This is a genomic window from Alteromonas macleodii ATCC 27126 (assembly GCF_000172635.2).
Classification (GTDB): domain Bacteria; phylum Pseudomonadota; class Gammaproteobacteria; order Enterobacterales; family Alteromonadaceae; genus Alteromonas; species Alteromonas macleodii.
Genome location: NC_018632.1, coordinates 352344 through 374278, shown reverse-complemented (window position 1 = coordinate 374278; position 21935 = coordinate 352344). Strand labels below are relative to the sequence as shown.

16 protein-coding genes are annotated in these 21935 nt (G+C 46.2%); 8 read left to right on the top strand and 8 right to left on the bottom strand.

Annotated features, from left to right (window positions below):
- Window positions 1-110: 110 nt before the first annotated feature.
- Both MASE_RS01605 and MASE_RS01600 read right to left on the bottom strand, forming a co-directional pair.
- Entirely contained in the window at window positions 111-3257 is a 3147-nt protein-coding gene (locus tag MASE_RS01605) for an efflux RND transporter permease subunit (RefSeq protein WP_014948012.1), read from the bottom strand.
- Window positions 3257-4396: an efflux RND transporter periplasmic adaptor subunit gene (locus MASE_RS01600; protein WP_014948011.1), complete on the bottom strand. Its 1140-nt coding sequence runs from the start codon at window positions 4394-4396 to the stop codon at window positions 3257-3259. Before MASE_RS01600 ends, MASE_RS01605 begins: the two co-directional genes overlap by 1 nt.
- A gap of 129 nt (window positions 4397-4525) precedes the next feature.
- Between MASE_RS01600 and MASE_RS01595 the strand changes: the two genes are divergently transcribed.
- The 4 genes from MASE_RS01595 (at window position 4526) to MASE_RS01580 (ending at window position 8863) form a co-directional block, all read left to right on the top strand.
- Complete coding sequence (locus tag MASE_RS01595) at window positions 4526-5173, top strand: TetR/AcrR family transcriptional regulator (protein WP_014948010.1); 648 nt, start codon at window positions 4526-4528, stop codon at window positions 5171-5173.
- 163 nt (window positions 5174-5336) lie between these two features.
- Window positions 5337-6350 (top strand): aspartate carbamoyltransferase, encoded by a 1014-nt coding sequence (locus MASE_RS01590; RefSeq protein WP_014948009.1) that lies wholly within the window; start codon window positions 5337-5339, stop codon window positions 6348-6350.
- Window positions 6351-6354: 4 nt separating this feature from the next.
- Window positions 6355-7635 carry a glutamate-1-semialdehyde 2,1-aminomutase gene (hemL, locus tag MASE_RS01585; RefSeq protein WP_014948008.1) on the top strand — a complete coding sequence of 427 codons (1281 nt, stop codon included), beginning with the start codon at window positions 6355-6357 and terminating at the stop codon, window positions 7633-7635.
- A 154-nt stretch (window positions 7636-7789) separates the two neighbouring features.
- Window positions 7790-8863 (top strand): adenylate/guanylate cyclase domain-containing protein, encoded by a 1074-nt coding sequence (locus tag MASE_RS01580; RefSeq protein ID WP_014948007.1) that lies wholly within the window; start codon window positions 7790-7792, stop codon window positions 8861-8863.
- Window positions 8864-8891: 28 nt separating this feature from the next.
- Here the strand turns inward: MASE_RS01580 and MASE_RS01575 are convergent, their stop codons facing one another.
- From MASE_RS01575 to glnK, 4 genes are all read right to left on the bottom strand, one after another.
- The gene (locus MASE_RS01575; protein ID WP_014948006.1) at window positions 8892-9818 is read right to left on the bottom strand and encodes a Dyp-type peroxidase; all 927 of its coding nucleotides are present in this window, start codon (window positions 9816-9818) and stop codon (window positions 8892-8894) included.
- A gap of 183 nt (window positions 9819-10001) precedes the next feature.
- On the bottom strand, window positions 10002-11693 hold the full coding sequence (ggt, locus tag MASE_RS01570; RefSeq protein WP_014948005.1) for a gamma-glutamyltransferase: 1692 nt from the start codon (window positions 11691-11693) through the stop codon (window positions 10002-10004).
- A 221-nt stretch (window positions 11694-11914) separates the two neighbouring features.
- Complete coding sequence (locus MASE_RS01565) at window positions 11915-13162, bottom strand: ammonium transporter (protein ID WP_014948004.1); 1248 nt, start codon at window positions 13160-13162, stop codon at window positions 11915-11917.
- A 32-nt stretch (window positions 13163-13194) separates the two neighbouring features.
- Window positions 13195-13533, bottom strand: coding sequence for a P-II family nitrogen regulator (glnK, locus tag MASE_RS01560; protein WP_012516988.1), 339 nt, complete (start codon window positions 13531-13533; stop codon window positions 13195-13197).
- Between the two features lie 281 nt (window positions 13534-13814).
- On the opposite strand from glnK, the gene MASE_RS01555 reads away from it, so the two are divergent.
- Window positions 13815-14630: a hypothetical protein gene (locus MASE_RS01555; RefSeq protein ID WP_014948003.1), complete on the top strand. Its 816-nt coding sequence runs from the start codon at window positions 13815-13817 to the stop codon at window positions 14628-14630.
- A gap of 49 nt (window positions 14631-14679) precedes the next feature.
- On the opposite strand, the gene MASE_RS01550 is transcribed toward MASE_RS01555, so the two are convergent.
- Window positions 14680-15399 (bottom strand): AraC family transcriptional regulator, encoded by a 720-nt coding sequence (locus MASE_RS01550; protein ID WP_014948002.1) that lies wholly within the window; start codon window positions 15397-15399, stop codon window positions 14680-14682.
- 228 nt (window positions 15400-15627) lie between these two features.
- Here MASE_RS01550 and MASE_RS01545 point away from each other — a divergent pair, with 228 nt between their 5' ends.
- The 3 genes from MASE_RS01545 to MASE_RS01535 all read left to right on the top strand — a co-directional run bounded on the left by MASE_RS01545 (window position 15628) and on the right by MASE_RS01535 (window position 19064).
- Complete coding sequence (locus tag MASE_RS01545) at window positions 15628-17271, top strand: endonuclease (protein WP_014948001.1); 1644 nt, start codon at window positions 15628-15630, stop codon at window positions 17269-17271.
- Window positions 17272-17483: 212 nt separating this feature from the next.
- The gene (locus tag MASE_RS01540) at window positions 17484-18407 is read left to right on the top strand and encodes a DUF808 domain-containing protein (RefSeq protein ID WP_014948000.1); all 924 of its coding nucleotides are present in this window, start codon (window positions 17484-17486) and stop codon (window positions 18405-18407) included.
- A gap of 372 nt (window positions 18408-18779) precedes the next feature.
- Entirely contained in the window at window positions 18780-19064 is a 285-nt protein-coding gene (locus tag MASE_RS01535) for a hypothetical protein (RefSeq protein ID WP_014947999.1), read from the top strand.
- A gap of 267 nt (window positions 19065-19331) precedes the next feature.
- Here the strand turns inward: MASE_RS01535 and mrcB are convergent, their stop codons facing one another.
- Window positions 19332-21683 (bottom strand): penicillin-binding protein 1B, encoded by a 2352-nt coding sequence (gene mrcB / locus MASE_RS01530; protein WP_014947997.1) that lies wholly within the window; start codon window positions 21681-21683, stop codon window positions 19332-19334.
- Between the last annotated feature and the right edge of the window lie 252 nt (window positions 21684-21935).

The window sequence follows — 21935 nt, the reverse complement described above, 5'->3', positions numbered from 1 at the left end:
ACACTTCACGCAGTCGGTTTGCCACCAACGCAAAAGAGGATTTGATTTTCGCATACGCTAAGTAAGCCAAATTTATACGTGGGTTAAAAAGGGATAGTTTAACCGTAAAATTATGCCAATGTGTGATTTCTATAACGGTATCGTTGAAAAGCAGCCACTATAGTTGGCGTAAAGACTAACGACAAGATTACCGAGAATCCTACTCCACCAGCCAGCACCACGGCCAACGGCGGCCAAAAGCTACCTTCACTGAACAATAGCAAGGGAATCAATCCACCTACCGTCGTGAAAGTAGTCGATAAAATATGGCGGCTACAGCTCATGGTTTCTTCAACAATGGCTTTCGTGTCTCCCTGCTTTGCTTTGGGGTTCGCGTTGATAGCGGCAATGACCACTATCGATCCGTTGATTGCTACGCCAATAAGGCCAGCACAACCTAGCAGCGGATTAAACCCAACCGGCAATCCAGATATCCAAAGACTGAACATACCCAGCCCTACAGAAAGTATTGCCACTAATCCGATTACACCCGCCATGCGCAAGCTGGTAAAAGTCAGAATGAGCGTGGTTACCATAAGAACCAACAGCACCGGCGCATAGGTCGCTAATTTACCTAATGCTTGCTGCTGTTCATCAGCGTCTCCCGCTAAATGAATACGATATCCTTCGGGAAGAATTAATCGACTTTCGAGCAGATCTCGCAAATGGTTACTTGCATCAATGGCCGGGACACCAGGAAGCAAAAACGCCTGAATACGATTTAGCCTTTCGCCATCAAGGCGCGTAATACTGCTGGTTGCAGGCTGAAGCGTTAAGTTTGTTACGGCAGCAAGTGGCGACCAAGAAATAGCATTGTCTCCTGCAACCGGAATTGGCATGGCGTCTACGCCCGTTACATTTTGTCTATACGCCTCGTCTAGCCTTACGCGTACAGGAATTTCTTCTGTGCTTTCCAAAACAGAACCACCGGTAATACCTGAAAAGTTTATCTGCATTTGATTGGCAAGCTCGGAAAGCGTAAGCCCCAAGTAAGAAAGATTATCGCTGTCCGCGTTTATTTTAAGCTCGGGTTCTCCCATTGAAACGCTGGTTATAGACTGAGAAATGCCGTCGACTTCAGACATTAACATGCGTACTTTGTCGCCTAGGTCGTTCAACACATTCAGATCAGGGCCGAAAATCTCTACCTCAACAGGCGCCGCAATAGGCGGACCCTGCCCAAAGGCTCGCACTACAATTTGTACTTCTGGATACGCGCTATCAAGCTCTTGTTGTAGTTTGCCCACTAGCGCAACAGCTTCATCCACTGTATCTGTCGACACCACAGCATTTGCGAAATAAGGCATGTTGTCACGCGTCATCATCTGGTTGTAGTACACCGACGGCGCAGAGCCCCCGACTAACCAACTAACTTGTTTCACGCCTTGCTCACTGCGAATAGCACTATCTATTTTTTTAACATAGCTCGTTGTGTTGTCGATACTGCTCCCTTCTTTGGTCCACAGGTACACTTCGAACTGGTCTCTATCTGCACTTGGGAAAAACACATTCGCCAAGGTGCCCGACAATACAAAACCCGATAAACAAAGGATAGCAATAACCGGTAACACCAAAATTGGCTGTTTAACCCATCTACCCAATTGCTTTTTAAAAGCGAGACTGAGCTCTGGCGCTTGTAATCCCACTTTCCACCACGCCTTCGATGCTATTTCATGTTGCGAACTATTGTCGTGCTTTGGCAAAAATCGGGCAGCGAGGGCTGCAATGATAGTAAGAGAAATAAACAGCGAGCCAATAAGTGCCATCACCACGCTAATGGCAATCGGGCCAACAAAGTCACCAATGTTTCCATCTAAAAGAAAGATGGGCATAAAGCCTAAAATGGTCGTGAGCGTTGAAGCCAGCAGCGGTACAAATAGATGTGAAACGCTTTTGGCCATAGCACCTACTCGCGTTAAATTAGGATCTTGTAAATTAATGCGAATTTCATCGGTAATAACAATGGCATTATCGATTAGTAAACCAATGGCGATGATCATGCCAAAGATAGACATTTGGTGAATTTGCTCGTCGTAAAAACTTAAAGAGAACAAGGCAAAAGCGGCGCATAAGGGAAGTGCCAGGCCCACAATCCACGCAGCACGAAACCCCATGAAAAGTAGAATAACCATCATGACCACGGCGCACCCCATAAGCAGGTTCATCGATAAGTCAGCAAGGCGAGTAGCGGTATATTCGTTTTGCTCAAATGCGACGGTAGCGGTTAAGGTTCCGCTGAAGTCTTTATTGAACTGCTCCACTACTGCTAATGCATTTTCTGTCCATACATCAGAACGCAGTGACGGCTGCATACGCGCTGCCACAAATATAGACTCTTCACCATTTAGAAATGCCACTTCGTTGCGAGGGGTAGTAAAACTGCGCTCCACTGTAGCGACGTCTTCTACCCGTAAGTAGCGGCCTTGCTCGTTAACTAAGGGAATTGAAGCAATCATGTTCACGCCATTTAAGCCCTCTCCCACTGTAAAGCGCAAATTACTTTGCTGGGAGTTAAGCATTCCCGCAGGCAATTTGGGGTCGGCGCGGCTTATTAAATTGCTTACTTGCTGTAAGGTAAGACCCGTTGCAGCAAGCTTAATAGGGTCGATGTTGACGCTAATCTCTTCCTGTGGTGCGCCGTATACACGCACTAGCTCAGTGCCGTTAACGTTTCGCAGCCTGTCTGTAAGTTCTTGAGCTAAACGCGCGGTGAGTGTAATAGGGGTATTTTCAAAGTGGTCTGCTCGCACAGATAGCAATAAAGTGAACGCTGTCGCGCCGCGCTTTTCATCGAAAACTGGCGCCATTGCACCTTCAGGGAATGACTCAGCGGCAGCGCCAATGGCATCGCGAATTTCACTGAATAGTTGTTCGTTACTTGAATTATTTATCCAGTCTTGCGTCTCTATGAGAATGATGGAGATACCAGCACGCGACGTGGACTTCACTTCCTTTATTTCAAATATTTCTCTAAGCCTGTCTTCAAGCACATCACTAACCAAAGCCTCTACCCGTTCCGCCGATGCGCCTGGGTATTGAGTGATGATTAATGCGTTTCGCGTATCTATTCGCGGGTCTTCAATACGCGGCAGAGAGCCTAATGCTGACAACCCTGCTGTGACTAGCACCAGAAGACTCAGTATGAGTAAATGCCCTCGTCGGTAAAATAAGGTATACCATGGATAAGATTTATCTGAGCCGAAGTTAAATGACTTCATTAGCGTGCCCCAGCTTGATGTTGACTGGGGATTGATACCATTTGGCCAGGTGCGAGTTTGTGTGTACCTTCGCTTACGTAAACCTCTCCATCTTTGAGCGCTCCGCGCACAAACGCGTTGTTTCCGTCGGTATATACAACTTCCACTACACGGGCTTCAAGGGTGGCGTTTTGCTCGTTTGATAAAACAAATACACGCCACAAACCGCGCAAGCCGTTGCTTAGCGCGTTAACCGGCAGCCAACTTCCTGTCTCAGAGTGAGAACGAAATCCAGACAAAATGGCCATGTCACCGGGGCGTACCCGCTCATTACTATTTAATGTCACTAAAATATCAATGGTTCGCGTTTGCACGTTGCGAACAGGTAAGCGTTGCGTAACAGTTCCCGCCACATCAATATCCCCGACGCTAACCAGCACCGGCTCATTAAGGTCAAACTGATCCACAACATCGGCAGGTACCGCGAAACGAGCCTGATAATTCTCTATGCCCGTAATTCCAAACACGGGAGTTCCAGCGCTAACTACACTGCCTTCATCAAAAAAGCGTCGATTGACTACGCCATCGAAGGGAGAAATAAGGGTCGTTTTTTCTATTTCTACATTCAGTGATTCAAGGGCGGCCTGCATTTCACTAACTTGGGCCTTAGCGACATTGAGACTTGCCTTTACTTCGTCTAGTCGCTGCGCTGATTCTAGCTTTTTCTCAACCAACGACGTGGTTCTTTCGCTGTTTACTCTAGCAAGTTCAAGGTCGGCGTTCGCACGCTCAAGTGAGGCTTGAAGCTCACGTTTTCTGGCATTGAGACGCTGAATATCTTGACGGGCTAGAACATCTCCCTTGCTTACTACATCGCCCTCTTCAACAAGTAATGTATTGACTTGCCCTGCCATATCGAATGAAAGCGAAGTGGCCCGTGGGGATTCGATAAGCCCAAAAACATTGATTGGAGTTTCAAAGCCCGATTGAATTTTGACTGTTCCAGTGGACACTGCAACGGGAACTCTTGCCTCTGGCGTTTGTGTCGCATTGCCAAGACCTGCTGTCATCAAAAGAATGACCAACGCTGCAGTAAAAACGGCAATAGCGATAATAAGTGAGAGTTTGCCACTTTTAGAAGGCGTCGTTGCAGCAGTCATAACATTTCCTTTAACCAGTTTAGCGTTTGCTCTGGGCTATATTTGCATACTTATTGTGCTATGCTAGTATATAAATACTAGACCGTCCAGTTTGATATTTAAATATTCGTTAATACAGTGAGAACGAACGTGGCTACCACTCGAAAGCAAGGCCGACCTAAGAGCGAAGAGAAATACCATCTTATATTGCATGCAGCGTCTTGCCTGTTCTTAAAAGAGGGCTTTGCCAACACATCTATGGACACTGTGGCTAAAGCCTCAGGTGTGTCTAAACAAACGGTCTATTCTCATTTCGAAGGAAAAGATGCTCTCTTTAAAGCAGCAATCTCATCGAAATGCAGATCATACCAACTCGACACCCAGCAACTTATCGACGCCACTTCAGGCTCACTCTCACTATTAGAATGTTTACGAAAAGTTGGCTGTCAGTTTGTGCGACTATTACAAGATCCTGAAGCCATTGCTATCTTTCGAGTAATTATAGCTGAAGCGGTAAATAGCCCTCATGTGGCAACACTTTTTTATCAGGCTGGCCCCGAAGCTTCCCTATCTACATTGAGTGATGTCATAGAGAAGTTCGGAGAAGGTAGCTTAAGCCGTGATATCGCCCAACAGCTGGCGGTAGATTATTGCGCCCTCCTTAAGGGGGAATATCACACCATGATGCTGTGCGGTATACAGTCTCCGCTTCAAGACGAAGCGATTACAGCCCACGTAAATAGCGCGGCTGAAAAGATCCTTTTACTCTTTACCCACTATACTCAACAACGCAATTAGTCGACATATGCGCACACGCACACTTGTGTTTTGATTTGTGGAAAGCTCTTTTCAATAAAACGCCAAACTGAGAAAAACGTAAGGCAAGATTAACGTTGCGCTAATGACTTAACCCCAGCGGTATTATAAACTAGCGCCGTTTTCGTTGATGATTGAGAAGCGCATGTCTGACTTTACCGGTAACCACATTCTTTCGGTTAATCAATTCGATCGCGAGGCCATTGAGAAAGTGTTCTCAGTTGCCAATTCCATGCAACCCTATGCCAAACGACAAAAGCGCACAACCGTGCTAGATGGCGCCATTCTCGGTAACCTTTTCTTTGAGCCAAGTACTCGTACGCGAGTTAGCTTTGGTACCGCATTCAACCTTTTAGGTGGTGAAGTTAGAGAAACCACCGGCATGTCGAGCTCTGCGCTGGCAAAAGGTGAGTCATTGTACGACACAGCCCGTGTGCTGAGCGGCTATTCCGACATTATTGCAATGCGACATCCTGCGGCGGGTTCAGTGGCAGAATTTGCCGAAGGTAGTCGTGTACCTGTTATCAACGGTGGTGATGGTGCAAACGAACACCCAACCCAAGCACTGTTGGACTTGTTCACGATTAAACGTGAACTGGAATACAATGGCCACGGCATTGACGGCTTACACATCGCCATGATTGGTGATTTGCGTTACGGCCGAACAGTGCACTCTTTATCTCGCTTGTTATGTTTGTTTAAAAACATTCGCTTTACGCTCATTTCGCCAAAAGAGCTGGCCATGCCTCAGCCCATCATAGACGCCATCGAAAATGCGGGGCACCAGCTTACGATTACCGATACCCTTGAAGGGAATATGGATGCGGACATATGCTATCAAACACGCATTCAGGAAGAGCGCTTTCCTTCTCAGGAAGAAGCCAACAAATACCGAGGTAAGTTCCGCCTTAATCAGTCGATTTACACGAAACACTTTCAGTCGAAGACCGTTATCATGCATCCACTTCCACGAGATTCACGTATGGAAGCCAACGAATTAGATAACGATCTAAACCTCAATCCAAACCTCGCCATTTTTAGACAAACCGACAATGGTGTACTTGTCAGAATGGCATTGTTTGCGCTTACTCTGGGTGTAGAAAACCTTCTCACTAAGTACGAGCGTGACGTTGTTTGGTACAGCAATAAGAGTAAGTAATTACATGCAAAAATCTGAAGCCCTATTTACCCGCGCCCAAAAAACCATTCCTGGTGGCGTAAATTCACCCGTTCGCGCTTTTAAAGCGGTAGGCGGTACACCTCGCTTCATCACGAAAGCTGATGGCGCGTACATGTGGGATGCGGATGGTAAGCAATATATTGACTATATTCAGTCTTGGGGCCCTATGGTTCTAGGTCACAATAACGCCCAAATTCGCGAAGCGGTTATTGAAGCGTCGTATAACGGACTGTCTTTCGGTGCACCTACCGAAGCTGAAGTGATCATGGCTGAGTTGGTTAGCGAACTGGTTCCATCTATGGAAATGGTACGCATGGTGAACTCTGGTACAGAGGCCACCATGTCAGCTATTCGCCTGGCTCGCGGCTACACGAGCAGAAACAAAATTGTTAAGTTTGAAGGCTGCTATCACGGGCACGCCGACTCACTGCTAGTGAAAGCGGGCTCAGGGGCGCTAACCCTTGGTGTACCAAGTTCACCAGGTGTTCCAGCAAATGTTGCTGAGCATACGCTTACCGTTGAATACAACAACCTAGACAGCGTAAAAGAAATCTTCGAAGCCCATGGCGATGATATTGCGTGCATTATCGTTGAACCTGTCGCAGGTAACATGAACTGTATCCCTCCTGTGGAAGGCTTCCTTGAAGGACTTCGCGCTATTTGCGACCAATATGGCAGCGTATTGATTTTTGATGAAGTAATGACAGGCTTCCGCGTATCTCGCGGCGGGGCGCAAGAGCGTTATAACATCAAACCAGACCTGACTTGCTTGGGTAAAGTCATTGGCGGCGGCATGCCAGTGGGCTGTTTTGGTGGCCGTCGTGACATTATTACTCACATAGCACCGACAGGGCCAATTTACCAGGCGGGTACGCTTTCTGGTAACCCAGTAGCTATGGCTGCGGGTCTTGCTGCGTTAACACAGATAAAACAGCCTGGACTTTACGATTCAATTTTCGAAAATACGCAAACGCTAGTAGATGGTTTCCAAGCCCTTGCTGACAAACACAATATTAGTCTAACTACTAATATTGCCGGCAGTATGTTTGGGATATTCTTTACTGACGTAGAGAAAGTCACGAACTACAAGCAAGCAATTAACTGTAATACCGAGCAATTCAACAAGTTCTATCACGGTATGCTAGAGCAAGGCGTTTACTTAGCACCTGCATCTTATGAAGCGGGCTTTGTTTCTAAAGCGCATGACGCTGCAGTCATTGAGCAAACCCTTGCTGCAGCAGATAAAGTGTTCTCAACGCTTTAAGTTAATTCCTTTCTGGTAATTTTTGCACTAATACGCCCACCGTGGCGTATTAGTGCCTCTTCTTCATTGCTTCTCTCATACGTAACGCTTGAATTCCTCGCGGGCTAGATTATTAGCCTTCATTTAAAAGCAGTTTATAGGTGTGGTGTTATCAATGGATTGGCAGTTTGGCGCTATTTGCGCACTTTTTCTCTACAGTGTCGCTATCACAACTTTGCACGTAAGGCGCAGCCGTCGGTTTGCATACAGAGCTAGCCAATTTAAACGTCGGCGTCATGTCTCCACCACTGTCGCAAAAAACGACGATGAAACGCACTTTCACACAGCTGCCGATGAGGCCCAAAGGCTTACACAAACCTTTCAAAAATTCATTCCAAAGCAGTTTGTGGAGCACATGTCGAATTCTGACGTAGACGCGCTGGGTCTTGGCTATGCGGCAGAAAACGACGTTGCGATTATGTTTTGCGATATCAGAGGCTTTACCGGCTTTTCTGAACGTATTACGCCACAAGAGTTGATGAACTTTCTTAATTCTTATTTCACCAGAATGAACGATCCTATTCATCAAAACCACGGTTTTATTGATAAGTTCATGGGCGACGCCATTATGGCGCTGTTCGATCATCGCGAAGGATCTTCACAACAAAAAGCTATGGATGCGGTTAATGCTGCGCTCGACTTACGCAAAGCGCTGACAATATATAACGGCCATAGAAAGAACAGTAACTACGAACCAATTAATATGGGAATAGGTATCCACTTTGGCCCTGTTATTATGGGTACGGTAGGTTCAGAAGATAGGATGGATACCACCGTCATTGGCGATAGCGTAAACATTGCTTCTCGCTTAGAAGCTTTAACCCCCAAATACGAGGCGGATATTATCGTAAGTGCCCAAGTTCTTCAGACCATAGGGTCTGGCTTCCCAATTAAAACCCGCTTGCTTGACTGGGTAAGAGTGAAAGGACGAAAAGCGCCAATTGAAATATACGAGGTGTTAAGCCACCTTTCAGAGAGTGAGCAGGAAAAGAAGTTGGCGGTTCAGACCAAGATTGCCGCAGGTATCGCATGCCGTATAAATCAGCAGTGGGACGAGGCCATTTCTTTTTTTGAGACCGCTGTCGCTATGAGCCCAAACGACTCGCTAGCGCATCATCACATAGATGTTTGTCGAATTTACAGAAGCGTCGATTTTAAGGAAGATTGGGATGGTGCGCTAGTCTACTAATCCCAATGGCCATAAGCGACGGTTAAATTTAGGACTCAGATAACTTAGCCTGCTGGCGAATGAAATTAATGGATGGCGCGAAAAACGCAGCACCTGTTTCAGCACTGGTAAAGTCCAGCCATCTGTCATAATCGCCTTCACCGTTGCCGTATATTTGGCTGTGGAGCATCTGTTTAAATGGCCGCGCACTGGCACTACAGCTTACGAAGAATAAACCTTGAGAGGCCATATCACCGTATGGCATGCCTTGCTTAATTAGCCTTGGTTCGTCGCCATCGGGCGCAACAGTGCTTGCCCTAACACAATGCGAAGACTCAGACTGTTCGCTACTTACCAAATTGTGTTCTTGCGTGGTGCCCATCACTTGTTCTTGCTGACGGCTTGAAAGACTATTCCAGCGCCTTAAATCATGGCGATAGCGTTGTATGTGAACATAGCTGCCACCGCTAAAATCAGGATCATCTTCGCCAATAATCCCGACTTGTCTGCGCTTCATTCCACGTGGATTGTCTGCGCCATAGAGAAAACCATTGAGGTCACGGCCATCTAAGTACCTAAACCCTCTTATCTGCTCCACCAGTTCTACATGAATACGCAACAAATCCATCACTTCAATGCCAACCGCATGGCAAATATCCAGCCTATCAGCGCGAATTTGAATGAAGAGATCGCAAGGCATGGTGGGGGCACTTCTATCATCACACTGCATATCAGGAAAAGGGGCAAGCTCAACAGGTATCAAACCGGGGTATACCTCAGCCCAGTAACCGGTGCCAATAGCGACAACGCCGGTTACCATGGCTTCGTAGTGCTCATTCTCAAAATGCTCGAATATATCCAGCACGCGAGATAGTTTGGCGCGTACGGCTTGGCTATCGTCATCAATGACGTTCAGTAATAAATACTGTGCATGTAAATTTGGCTCAGCGCAGAGGCCTTTTTGTGGTTGTGTCATTGCCGCTCTTGTTGTTATTAACGCCTTGTTCTGACGTTTCGCTGCTGGCGATCATTCGCCGCGCTTTGTTGTGCGAACCTTATCGTAAAGTGTAGCGGCTGCTTCAAACTTTGAAACCCTTTAAAGCGAAGCAGCAAACGGGGAACAAATTAACTCCGCCGCCTATTATTTACACTAGTGTGCTTAATAGCCCGCGGCTTGTCCATCTTTTCGCGTTTCTGAAGCGCCAAAATAGACACCTTTCTGCTCGTCCCAAGCGATGGCCTGATAGCCACCGAACGCGCCTACCACGCGTTGAAGCTTATGCCCCCGCTCCATGAGTTCTCGCTGAACGGTTTCACTGAACCCCGATTCTAAGCTCACATAGCCACCATCAGTCATCAACGCTCCCGTTGGGCTACTCGACCCACTGTGCAGTATGCGTGGAGCATCCCCCGCTTCCTGCAAATTCATTCCGAAGTCGAGAATGTTTACAATAATTTGCGCATGCATTTGAGGCTGAGTTCCACCGCCCATCACGCCAAAGCTCATCACTGGCTTACCGTTTCTTGTTACAAAAGCCGGGATAATGGTGTGAAATGGACGCTTTCCCGGGCGATATTCATTAAAGTGCCCTTCTTCAAGCGTAAACATCTCACCTCTATTTTGAAGAATAAAACCTAGCCCTGGAGGTGTCATGCCTGAGCCCATTCCGCGGTAGTTACTTTGAATTAAGGACACCATATTGCCCTCTTTATCAGCAACGGTCAGATAAATGGTATCCCCTTCATAAATACCCGCATCAACGCGATTCGCTGCGCGTTCATTATCTATGAGCTTCTGGCGCTTAGCGGCATACTCTTTCGAAATTAACCAGTCGACAGGAATATCATTGAAGTCTGGATCTGCATAGAACTTAGCGCGATCTTCGAAGGCGAGCTTCTTGGCTTCAACAAAGGTATGGATGTAGTCTGCTGAGTTAAACCCCATTCCTTCGATATCATAGTGCTCAAGCACATTGAGAATCTGTAGTGCCGCTATGCCTTGTCCGTTGGGCGGAAGTTCCCACACATCATACCCGCGATAGTTAGCAGAGACGGGCTCTACCCACTCCGAGGTATGTGACGACAAATCCTGGTATGACAAAAAGCCGCCTTGAGACTTCATGTAAGCATCGATAGTGCGTGCGATATCGCCCTTATAAAAAGCATCTCGCCCGCCTGTTGCAATCTTTTCATAGGTCACGGCTAAGCCAGGGTTTTTAAAAACATCGCCTTTTTGCGGTACTTTCCCGTCGATAAGAAAAGTCTCTGCGAAGCCGTCATAATGACCTATTCGCTCTTGATTCATCTGCCAGTAATAGGCAATGACTTCTGAAACAGGAAACCCCTCACGGGCATATTTGATAGATGGGGTAAGCAGCGCAGACATGGGCAGCTTGCCAAATTTTTCGTGTAGTGCAAACCAGCCATCTACAGCGCCAGGGACAGAAACGGGTAGCGGACCAAATTTTGGAATTTGATGCAAGCCACGCTCGGCAAACACCGCTTTGGTTAACTGTCTGGGTGAACGGCCAGAAGCGTTTAAGCCGACTAGCTTTTCTTCTTTTGCATCCCACACAATGGCAAATAGGTCGCCGCCAATACCGCTGCCTGTAGGCTCAACTAAACCTAACATGGCATTGGCTGCAATAGCTGCATCAACTGCACTGCCGCCTTGTTTTAAAATATCCAATGCCACTTGCGTAGCTAATGGTTGGCTTGTTGCTGCCATGCCGTTCTTTGCAATAACTTCTGAGCGACTTGCAAAGGGTTGGCCCGTTATTCTGTCATAGCCCAAACAGCTGATACTAAAGAAAGCCAGTATCAAAGGTAGAAGTCGCACACTTGCAGTCATAACCGTCCTTTTACTAAAACGTTGCCGATAATAAATCTAGCGTTAGTTTATCGATTCATAGTGTAGCGTTATTGTCACATTACGCCTAGGCTCTTTTCCTAAGCTCAATAATGGTCTTAAAACACATTGCATGAAACGAAAAAAGCCCCGCATTAGCGGGGCTTAAACGAAGTAATAAGGCATTATTGTTATTGTTGTTTCGTTGCCTAATCGAGACTCTCTTACGAACGGCTGCTTGTGAAGTCTGGGTATGCTTCCAGGCCACATTCGCTCATGTCTACGCCGTCGAATTCTTCTTCTTCGCTCACACGTACACCCATAACCGCTTTAATCACTAGCCATACCACTAGGCTCACTACGAATACCCATACAAAGATAGTCGCTGCACCAATTAGCTGACCAGAGATGCTTGAACCATCGTTAGTGAAAGGTACAAGGATAAGACCTAGAAGACCTACCACGCCGTGAACTGAAATTGCGCCCACTGGATCGTCAATCTTAAGCTTGTCTAGTGCAACAATGCTAAGCACTACTAAAATACCACCAAGGCCGCCGAACAAAGTAGCTTGTAATGGTGTAGGTGTTGAAGGCTCTGCTGTAATAGCCACAAGACCGGCTAGTGCACCGTTAAGTACCATAGTTAGGTCAGCTTTACCGAATAGAATGCGTGCTACGATAAGTGCAGCAATTGCACCACCAGCAGCTGCAGCATTTGTGTTCATAAATACAATCGCTACTGAGTTTGCACTTTCAACAGTTGCAGTAGCCAGTACTGAACCGCCGTTGAAGCCAAACCAACCCATCCACAGGATAAATGTACCTAAAGTTGCAAGCGGTAAGTTTGCACCTGGAATCGCGTTTACTTTACCGTCAGCGGTGTATTTACCCTTACGAGCACCAAGCACAAGAACACCAGCAAGAGCAGCAGCTGCACCAGCCATGTGAACAATACCTGAACCTGCAAAGTCAGAGAAACCAAGGTCGCCAAGCGTATACATACCGAATACTGCTTCGCCGCCCCATGTCCAAGCACCTTCCATTGGGTAGATGAAGCCCGTCATAACAACTGCGAACGCTAGGAATGCCCAAAGCTTCATACGCTCAGCTACCGCACCAGATACGATAGACATTGCTGTTGCAACAAATACTACTTGGAAGAAGAAGTCAGCAGAAGGTGCATATGTTGCTGGCTCTTCAGCGACACCTGTTGCGCCATCAGCCATGATACCGCTTAGGAATGGACCCCAGTCGCCGCCACCGTACATAATGCCGTAACCGCAAATCATGTACATAGTGCAAGCGATAGCGAATAGCGCCACGTTTTTAGTTAGAATTTCTGTGGTGTTTTTCGCTCGAACAAGACCTGCTTCAAGCATCGCAAAACCTGCAGCCATCCACATAACCAGTGCACCGCAGATTAGAAAATAAAAGGTATCTAGCGCATACCCAAGTTCAAAAGTGATTTCCATTATGGTTTTCTCCGCAAATATATCGTTGTGGCTTACAGCGCGTCGCTATCCGACTCACCAGTTCGAATACGAACGGCGTGTTCAAGGTCGTAAACAAACACCTTGCCGTCTCCAATTTTGCCTGTTTTGGCAGCGCCAACGATGGCTTCTACCAGGCGCTCTACTTGATCATCCTGAACAGCAATTTCCAGTTTGACTTTAGGTAGAAAATCCACCTGATATTCCGCTCCGCGGTAAAGTTCAGTGTGTCCTTTTTGACGTCCAAAGCCCTTCACTTCGGTCACGGTCAAACCGTCGATACCGATTTCTGAAATGGCTTCACGAACATCATCTAGCTTGAACGGCTTGATGATCGCTGTGACTAGTTTCATGAGTTGCTCCCAGTTTGTTTTGGTTATTCTGTGATTTATGGTCGTGTTTCCAACTATGGGAAGATAAACCAAGAGCCATGCCACAAATGATTAGCCAAATAAATCAAATACATACAAGCAAACGCTTCATGAACGCACAAAAATAATGCACACTAATGGTGCACTGTTAAAAATTTGCCCAATTTTGAAGCGGTATGAGGTTGCGGTAAGGTGAGAGGACTAAAAAGTGCGATGAAATTAGGATGGAACTATTCGATAGGGCCCATGGTCTGTAGTTTACTATGACGACTATCACCCCATCTTTCTTTGCGCCTGAGCGCAGCATTGAACACCATTCCGTTGCAAAGAAAACGGCGTGGCGCCCACTATTAATTTCGGGCTGTGCACATGTATTTGGGGTCATCGTAGTGGTCATACTTTCTCAAATGGGCATCAACAACCAAAAAGCACGAGTAAATGTTTTGGAGCGAACGCCGGAGATAAGCGCCAGACTGTACTATCCCCCCGTTCCACGCCCTTCTGCCCAAGCTAAACCACAAGAAACTAAACCAATCGATGTTTCCCCTAAAAGGCAAGAAATTGAGTTGAAGCCTGACGCAACCAAAGCGACTGAAGCACTTGATAGTAAGAATGAAATTGTAGAAAGCCCTGCGCCCAAGCAGCAGAAAAATGCTGAGCCCGATACACAGCAGGTACCCATTGAAAGTAAGCCGACTAATACACTGCCGTCGCCCACTTTATCAAAAGACGCAAATCGGCGCGCAGGCTCGTTGAATCTATCGGTAAAAGATGGCGCAGCCCTCTACTTTGAAAAGTATCACAGTGACAAAGTCGCTGAAGACGCAGAACAGGCAGCAAAAGCATTTCAAGAGCGTAAAAATAGTCCTGTGCTTAGCGGGCCAAGCACACAGCAAATACAAGCTAATGAAAATCGACGCCCTTCAAAACGCGTAAACTGTAGCAGTACGACCAATAAAACTTTGGCGATATTGAGTGGAATTGCTGGTGGAACCTTAGAATGCACCAAAATGGACGACCACAAACGTTTTATAGAAGCCAGAGTCAATAAACTTCCTAAAGACGAAGAGATTAACTAGCCCTCTCTATCAACGATTTACCGTCATGTGAGGTAAGCCCTTATCACAGTCACTTTCTTTTGAAAAACTTAGGGGGTCGCCCGAAATACGCTTTGAACCGGCGACTGAATGCTGCAACATCTTCATACCCTGTTAGCTGAGCTATACCCAACATTGGTGTATCGGTATTTCTAAGTAGTGCTTTGGCCTTTTCCATCCTCACTTTTACAAGGTAATCTCGTAAACTATGCCCGGTGGCTTCTTTAAAGCGTGTTTTGAATTGCGTTGTTCCCATGCAGGCTATCCGTGCTAACTCCACCTGTGTAAAGCCTCGGGCAAGGTCGCGATGAATATGGCTTAATACAGGAGTCATTCGCTTATCCATGCTGCATCCTTCCAAGGATGTTTCTAGCAAGGTTAAAAATAGCGCCAGTATTTCTTCATGGCCTTGGTCAGCAAACTGGCTAATTTGAATCTCTACAAACGATAAAAACGCCTGTAATGCGGACGTTACCTGAAATATCGGGTGCAACCTGTCATTTAAATTAACTGGCACATACTCCAAGTCCGCCACAATAAATTTTGACAGTTCGTTAGCGCTAAAATAATGGACCTCATTCGGCGCTATGCATACGCCTTCGCCTACGCCTACCCGCCCGCTAAAATTATCGATTTCTATCAAGATATGTCCGTTGATGGGCAGCACTAACTGAAAGTAGTTGTGTTTATGGCGGCACGTTTGCTTCGTATATGAGCGTACGGATAGCGATGGAATTGGGCTGTCAGTCATTTTATTGCTCCCAACAGTCCATAATAGGTAGTACTGATCTTTTGCCTAACTCACCGTTTATTTGCATCTATTTCCTTGCCGTTAACTCAGTACTCTCTGCCGTTAGATTAAGCACTTTTATTCATTTTGTCACAAATACGTGCAATATTTGATACGCCTAGGAAGGCGTCGAACACTACGTTTAAGGAATAAATATACATTTAAAATAAAGACAATAACGGAAAATAAATGAATATAAACTTACGTCAAATAGTCGGCTTGGCAAGTGCGTTGTTACCCGCTATCGCCATGGGTCAGGTCTCCAATGGAGACTTTGAAACATGGACGTCTGGCGCACCTAATTCATGGTCAACTATCGACTCCGGCATTAGTGTAGCTGAAAACTCGGCCTACTCATTCTCGGGAAGCAAGTCTGCTGCAGTTACCGTCAATACGACAACGCAAGGTTCAACTGACTTCCGTCAGACAATCAATGTAACCGCCGGTCAAAATTATGAATTTTCAGTGAGGCTATATCACACTGAAGGTGCTGTAAAAGCACGCCTATATGTAGACGGTTATCAAGGTTATTCTGACAACAGCTTAACCGGAAACTGGCAACAGCTTACTTTCTCTTATTCCGCTACAGCGTCAAAAGAGATTGAGGTGGGGTTACGCTTTTATGATCAGACTGGCTTTGATGGGTCAGAAACCGTCTATGTAGACGCATTCGAGCCGACTACGCTTGGGTCAGGTGGCAATAACGGCGGTGGAAGTTCGTGTGCTAGCCATTCAGGTGTTTTGAACTTAACTACCGACAATTACGGCAGCGAAACCAGTTGGCAAATAACTAACGCAAACAACCAAGTTGAAGCCTCTGGCAGCAGCTACGCTAGCAACCAAAGTTATACTGAAGCGGTTTGCCTTACTGATGGAGAATATACCTTTACCATTAGTGATGCCTATGGCGATGGAATCTGCTGCTCCTATGGCTCTGGCAGCTATAACTTGCTAATAGAGGGCGTGTCTGTTGCTAATGGCGGCTCTTTCGGCGCGAGTGAAAGCACCAGCTTTAGCATTGGCACAACGAGTGGCGGTGGCAGTGATGGTGGTTCATCAGAACTCACTGGTTACTATGCAAGTGCCAACGGTCTGTCAGGCTATACGTTAAAAACCGAGCTATACAACATTATCAAAAATCATAATACACAAAGCTATGGCGACCTTTGGACATTCTATATTTCATACACAAGCGACAGCTACTATGAAAATGACGGCTCCATTTTGGACATGTATTCAGAAAACCCAAATGGTAGTGACGCTTACAGCTACACGGCTGGTTCTGACCAGTGTGGCAGCTATAGTGGAGAAGGCAGTTGCTATAACCGCGAACACGCTTTCCCGCGCAGCTGGTTTGGCGGTGCAGTCTCGCCTATGAATACTGATGTTCATCACGTTTTTGCAACCGACGGCTACGTTAACGGTCGCCGAAGTAGCTATCCGTACGGTGATGTCGCAAGTGCTACTTATACGTCATCGAATGGTTCCAAACTGGGCGCTGGCTCTTCTGCTTCTGGTTATACAGGCACCGTTTTTGAGCCCATCGACGAGTTCAAAGGTGACTTCGCAAGAGCGTATTTCTACATGGCGACACGTTATGAAAACGTCATTGCAAATTGGGAAACGAATAGCACCTATGGCGACGCAGTGTTGAATGGTACGAGTGATCAAGTATTTGAAAGCTGGTTCTTAACTCTGCTTTTAAGCTGGCATTCTCAAGACCCTGTAAGCCAAAAGGAAATCGATAGGAATGACGCTGCCTTCAATTTCCAGAACAATCGAAACCCTTTTGTTGATCATCCAGAACTGGTAAACAACATTTGGGGTAATTAACTTCAACATGAGAAGAGCACGAGCGTGCTCTTCTCAACTCACACTTCCTCTGAGTTCGCCTTTTCTGTTGGTGATAGCCCTGAAAATTGCCTAAAAAGAATTGTGATTTATCGGCATTATTCCTGATTGTATATCCCCCATGTTTTAAGTACGCTAAGCTGCTATTTACTGGGGATTACTCTAACTGTAATACATAACAAAGGATATTCGACGTGGCCGCAGCTAACTTACTTGCCCTACTTGATGATATAGCAACGTTAATGGACGACATCGCAACCATGTCGAAAGTCGCTGCGCAAAAAACAGCGGGCGTTTTGGGCGACGATTTAGCGGTAAACGCCGACCAGGTCCAAGGCGTTAAAGCAGACCGAGAGCTACCTGTTGTATGGGCAGTAGCAAAAGGCTCACTTATTAATAAAGCAATATTGGTTCCTGCGGCATTAGCCATCAGTGCTTTTGTGCCCTCACTTATAACCGTCCTTTTGGTACTGGGCGGGTTATATTTATGTTTTGAAGGTGCAGAAAAACTGCTGCACAAATATCTTCCCCACGAAGATGAAGAAAAAACACGAGAAGCCAGAATAGAAGCGCTTACCCACGAAGATGTGGATATGGTAGCGTTTGAGAAAGATAAAATTAAAGGCGCTATACGCACCGACTTCATACTGTCTGCTGAAATCATTGTTATTGCATTAGGTACTGTGACCGATGCAACACTTACTACGCAAATTGGTGTACTAGTAGCACTAAGCTTAGCGATTACCCTTGGCGTTTATGGGCTGGTAGCGGCACTAGTTAAAATGGACGATGTTGGGCTTTACATGCTTCGCAAGTCGTTAACAGGTTCAATGAACACCCTTCAACGATTTATTGGCAGAGCGTTATTAGTTGCCGCCCCCGCATTAATGAAAACCCTTGCGGTTGTAGGCACTGTTGCTATGTTTTTAGTCGGTGGTGGCATCCTCACACACAGCATTGGCTTTTTGCACGTTATTACCGACTGGTTTACCGCACTTATCCCAGACGCATCGCTGGTTATGTCTATACTTGCTGATGGTGTTGTTGGTATTGCTGCTGGTGTGATCATTGCGCTAGTAGTGACAATGGTTTCACAATTTAGAAGTAAAGCGTCCTAGACCTATTCACTCTTTTATACATTGGCGGCGCTGCTCTTCTTTATAGACTAGCGCCCCTATTTCTGACCTTTCTCATGGTCACCAGTGTCGCTGCGCAAGTGTTAAAAAATTTGCGTTAGTCATTTTGACCACCTCTACATTAAATTCGCTAAATTTTAGTATTTCTTTAATCCCCCTATTCCACCTTCATTTTTTATCAAAAGTTAAAATTCACTAAATTCATACACTTAGCTTATTTTTACGAGTTGGCACATCCCTCGCTATAAACTAATTGTTAATTGATAACGACTTATTATCGAAACCTTTAGCAACATGATAGCTGCCACGCAGTATGTTCAAGTGCAGTGTCTAACTTAATTTTTGGAGATTACTATGTTTATCGGTCGCAAAACTTTCACTGCACTAACTTTAGCAACTAGCGTATTGGGCGCATCAGCGTTCGCTGACGGCACTCAGAACAACATTGTTTCACATACAGATTTTATCGTTGAAAGCGCCATGCATGACGTAAAGCAGAACTTGGACCTAGGCGTGACTTATGACGTGTTAACTGCAAGCCATACGTTTGAGCCAGAAGTAGAAGAAGCAAATGCATTGGTTGCTGACATCACTGTTACGCCGATTGAGCCTATCAGCTCAGACGATAACGACGCATAAGGAGAATGCACATGTTAACCGCCGCAACCCTATTTATGGTGGTACTCGGACCGGTTATTGCGTTTGTAGTCAGTGCGCTGGTGTTTTCAACAGCGCGCCTATTCCTTCAGAAAGGTCACTGAAAACGCAATAAAAACAAATAGGAACCTAACCGACTACCGCTAAAAGATTTGCCTTCCCTGGGCCTTTTACTCCAGAGGGAGATAGAAAGCACGGACTGTATCCCAGCCAAGTGATTGTGTTTTCTATCTTCTTACTGGAGTTTTTTTATCCGAATATCCGTTCCCACCAGCTTTTATCATCCTTGTCGCTGTCTTTGTCTACAGGACGGCCTGAACAATCTTGTTGAGGTGGAGGAAGCACATCCAAAATAGCCGGTACGCTCAAACTCCCAGCACATCCTGCAACCACAACCGCGCCGGTCTTGGCGTCAAAATGTGCAATGCCTAAGCCTTTCGGGAAACGCCTTGATAATGACTTGGGTGACTGAGATTTCATGTAGTTTATAAAGACGGGCAAGGCCCCACCTGCACCGGCCAAATTAACCGGCTGGTTATCATCATTGCCTACCCAAACCGTAACCACATTGTTTCTATCGAAGCCACTAAACCAGCTATCGCGGTAATCGTCAGTGGTGCCCGTTTTGCCAGCCATATTCACATTCCCAAAATTCCAACCGATGCGCTTCGCAGTACCTTCGGTGGTTACTTTATACAAGGCATAGTTGAGCAAATAGGTTGCTGCTTCATCGGTGCGCTGAGCAAAAAACTCCGCCTTTTTCCAAAGCAGCGCGTTATCTGCTGTTACTACAGAAGTCACCGTATGAAGAGGTATGTAACGCCCATCATTTGATAAGGTCTGGTACATTTGGTTTGTACTAAATGGTGTCAATTCAAAAGCACCAAGGGTCAACGACGGTACTTTATCTACGGGGGTGGTTACCCCTAATCGCTCTATCGTATCGGCTAGCGCATCAAGCCCTATCTGCAAGCCTAGATTAACGGTTGGTATATTTAAAGACTCGACTAGCCCTTGAAGTAAAGGCACCTGGCCTCTGAATTCTTTATCGTAGTTTTGTGGCGACCACGTTTTTCCATTTCGACTTTCAAGGGTAATGGGCTCGTCTTTAAGCGGCGTTGCCAGGTTAAATTGTGTTGGATCTTCTAGTGCGGTTAAGTAAACCGCAGGTTTAATCAACGAGCCTATAGGGCGTTTTGCGTCTAGTGCTCGGTTAAAGCCTTTGAACGCAAAGTCTTTTCCGCCAACGATAGCGCGTACTTCACCACTTGCACTATCTGTGACTACCATTGCGCCCTGTAATGGCACTTTCCTGTCTTTTTGCAAGCCGTCTAATGTACCTGACAATGCACTTTCAGCGCGGCGCTGGGCTACGATATCAAGTGTTGTAAACACTTTTACGCCCGAATCTCTTAAGCTAGGCTCAGCCAGAATTTCATTGAGTTCCCGACGAACCTGCTCCATGAAAGCAGGGTGTTTACCGCTTGCTAGGCTCGCCCCACTGGCGAGCCCTAACGGCATATTCACAAAACGTTCGTAGTCTTGACGACTAATTTCATTTTCATCAAACAGCATGCGCAACACTAAATCACGACGCTCTTTCGTGCGCTCAGCATATTTGCGTGGGTTGTAATAAGATGGGCCTTTAATAATAGCAACCAACGTGGCTATTTCGGGCGTACTTAGCTCGTTAGCTGGTCGGTCAAAATAGAAATAGCTGGCAAGTCCAAAACCATGTACGGCCATATCGCCATTTTGCCCCAAAAACACTTCGTTTAAGTACGCTTCAATAATTTCTGATTTGCTGTAACGGGCATCAATGATCACCGCCATAATGGCTTCTTTTGCCTTACGCACAATGGAACGCTCACGGGTTAAAAACATGTTTTTAACCAGCTGCTGCGTTAGCGTACTGCCGCCTTGAACCGTTCGTCCGGCTGCAATATTTGCCATTAGAGCCCGCAATATTGAAAGCGGCGCAACGCCATGGTGATTATAAAAATTGCGGTCTTCCACCAGGGTTAGCGCTTTTGGCAACATTTCAGGAATGGTGTCTAACGTTACCAGCATACGGTCTTCTTGAGACCCGCTTGTCATGCGCGTTACTAACCAGGGTTCTAGCTTTGCAGAACCATACGGGCGGCCTTGCGACTTGTCATAAATTTCCCCAATACGTGCACCTTCCCACGTGATCACTAAATGACGCAGAGGCTCTGCGCCTTCTGGAAACTGAAACGCACGGCGCTGCACAGTCAGCACCTTATTTTGATAGCTATATTCACCGCTACTGTCGGCAAAGGTTACCTTGCGGTAGCCCAGCAAATTGAGCTCATCAATGACTTCTTGGGGCGTTATCTCTTCACCTTTGCTGATTTCCAACGGACGGGCGAAGATCTGCGCGGGAACTTCCCATTTATTTCCAGAGAACGCATGCTTAATTTGGGCGTCAAGGTAGAAGGCATACGCCCCAAGCACAACCAAACCAATAAGAGTGACTCGCCAAAACAGTTTGAAAAACCACGAGCGCTTGGCCGAGCCTTTGCCATTGCTTGATGCTTTACTTTTTGAAGATGGATTGTCTTTTGTCTGTCTTTTTGCCACGTGAAAACGCCATGAAGATCATTGAGGATGACATCGCACATATTGCGATATGGATTTAACGAACGCCTTTAAAACGTTAGTTTTAATAGTATCAACATTACCATTCGGGCCGCCTCTCAACAACTGTTTCCAAATATGCACACTCCGAATTTGTATACTTCTGAAACGTCCCATGGCGCTAATATGTTGAAGGACTAAAATGAATTTTACTCGCGTTTCACGGTCACAATGCGATAGCATGCTGGCAAGTAA

Coding starts and splice junctions, on each gene's coding strand:
- glnK (WP_012516988.1), bottom strand. CDS start 13,533: ATGAAACTAGTCACAGCGATCATCAAGCCGTTCAAGCTAGATGATGTT.
- ggt (WP_014948005.1), bottom strand. CDS start 11,693: ATGACTGCAAGTGTGCGACTTCTACCTTTGATACTGGCTTTCTTTAGT.
- MASE_RS01590 (WP_014948009.1), top strand. CDS start 5,337: ATGTCTGACTTTACCGGTAACCACATTCTTTCGGTTAATCAATTCGAT.
- MASE_RS01580 (WP_014948007.1), top strand. CDS start 7,790: ATGGATTGGCAGTTTGGCGCTATTTGCGCACTTTTTCTCTACAGTGTC.
- MASE_RS01545 (WP_014948001.1), top strand. CDS start 15,628: ATGAATATAAACTTACGTCAAATAGTCGGCTTGGCAAGTGCGTTGTTA.
- MASE_RS01565 (WP_014948004.1), bottom strand. CDS start 13,162: ATGGAAATCACTTTTGAACTTGGGTATGCGCTAGATACCTTTTATTTT.
- MASE_RS01550 (WP_014948002.1), bottom strand. CDS start 15,399: ATGACTGACAGCCCAATTCCATCGCTATCCGTACGCTCATATACGAAG.
- hemL (WP_014948008.1), top strand. CDS start 6,355: ATGCAAAAATCTGAAGCCCTATTTACCCGCGCCCAAAAAACCATTCCT.
- MASE_RS01605 (WP_014948012.1), bottom strand. CDS start 3,257: ATGAAGTCATTTAACTTCGGCTCAGATAAATCTTATCCATGGTATACC.
- MASE_RS01600 (WP_014948011.1), bottom strand. CDS start 4,396: ATGACTGCTGCAACGACGCCTTCTAAAAGTGGCAAACTCTCACTTATT.
- MASE_RS01535 (WP_014947999.1), top strand. CDS start 18,780: ATGTTTATCGGTCGCAAAACTTTCACTGCACTAACTTTAGCAACTAGC.
- MASE_RS01555 (WP_014948003.1), top strand. CDS start 13,815: ATGACGACTATCACCCCATCTTTCTTTGCGCCTGAGCGCAGCATTGAA.
- MASE_RS01575 (WP_014948006.1), bottom strand. CDS start 9,818: ATGACACAACCACAAAAAGGCCTCTGCGCTGAGCCAAATTTACATGCA.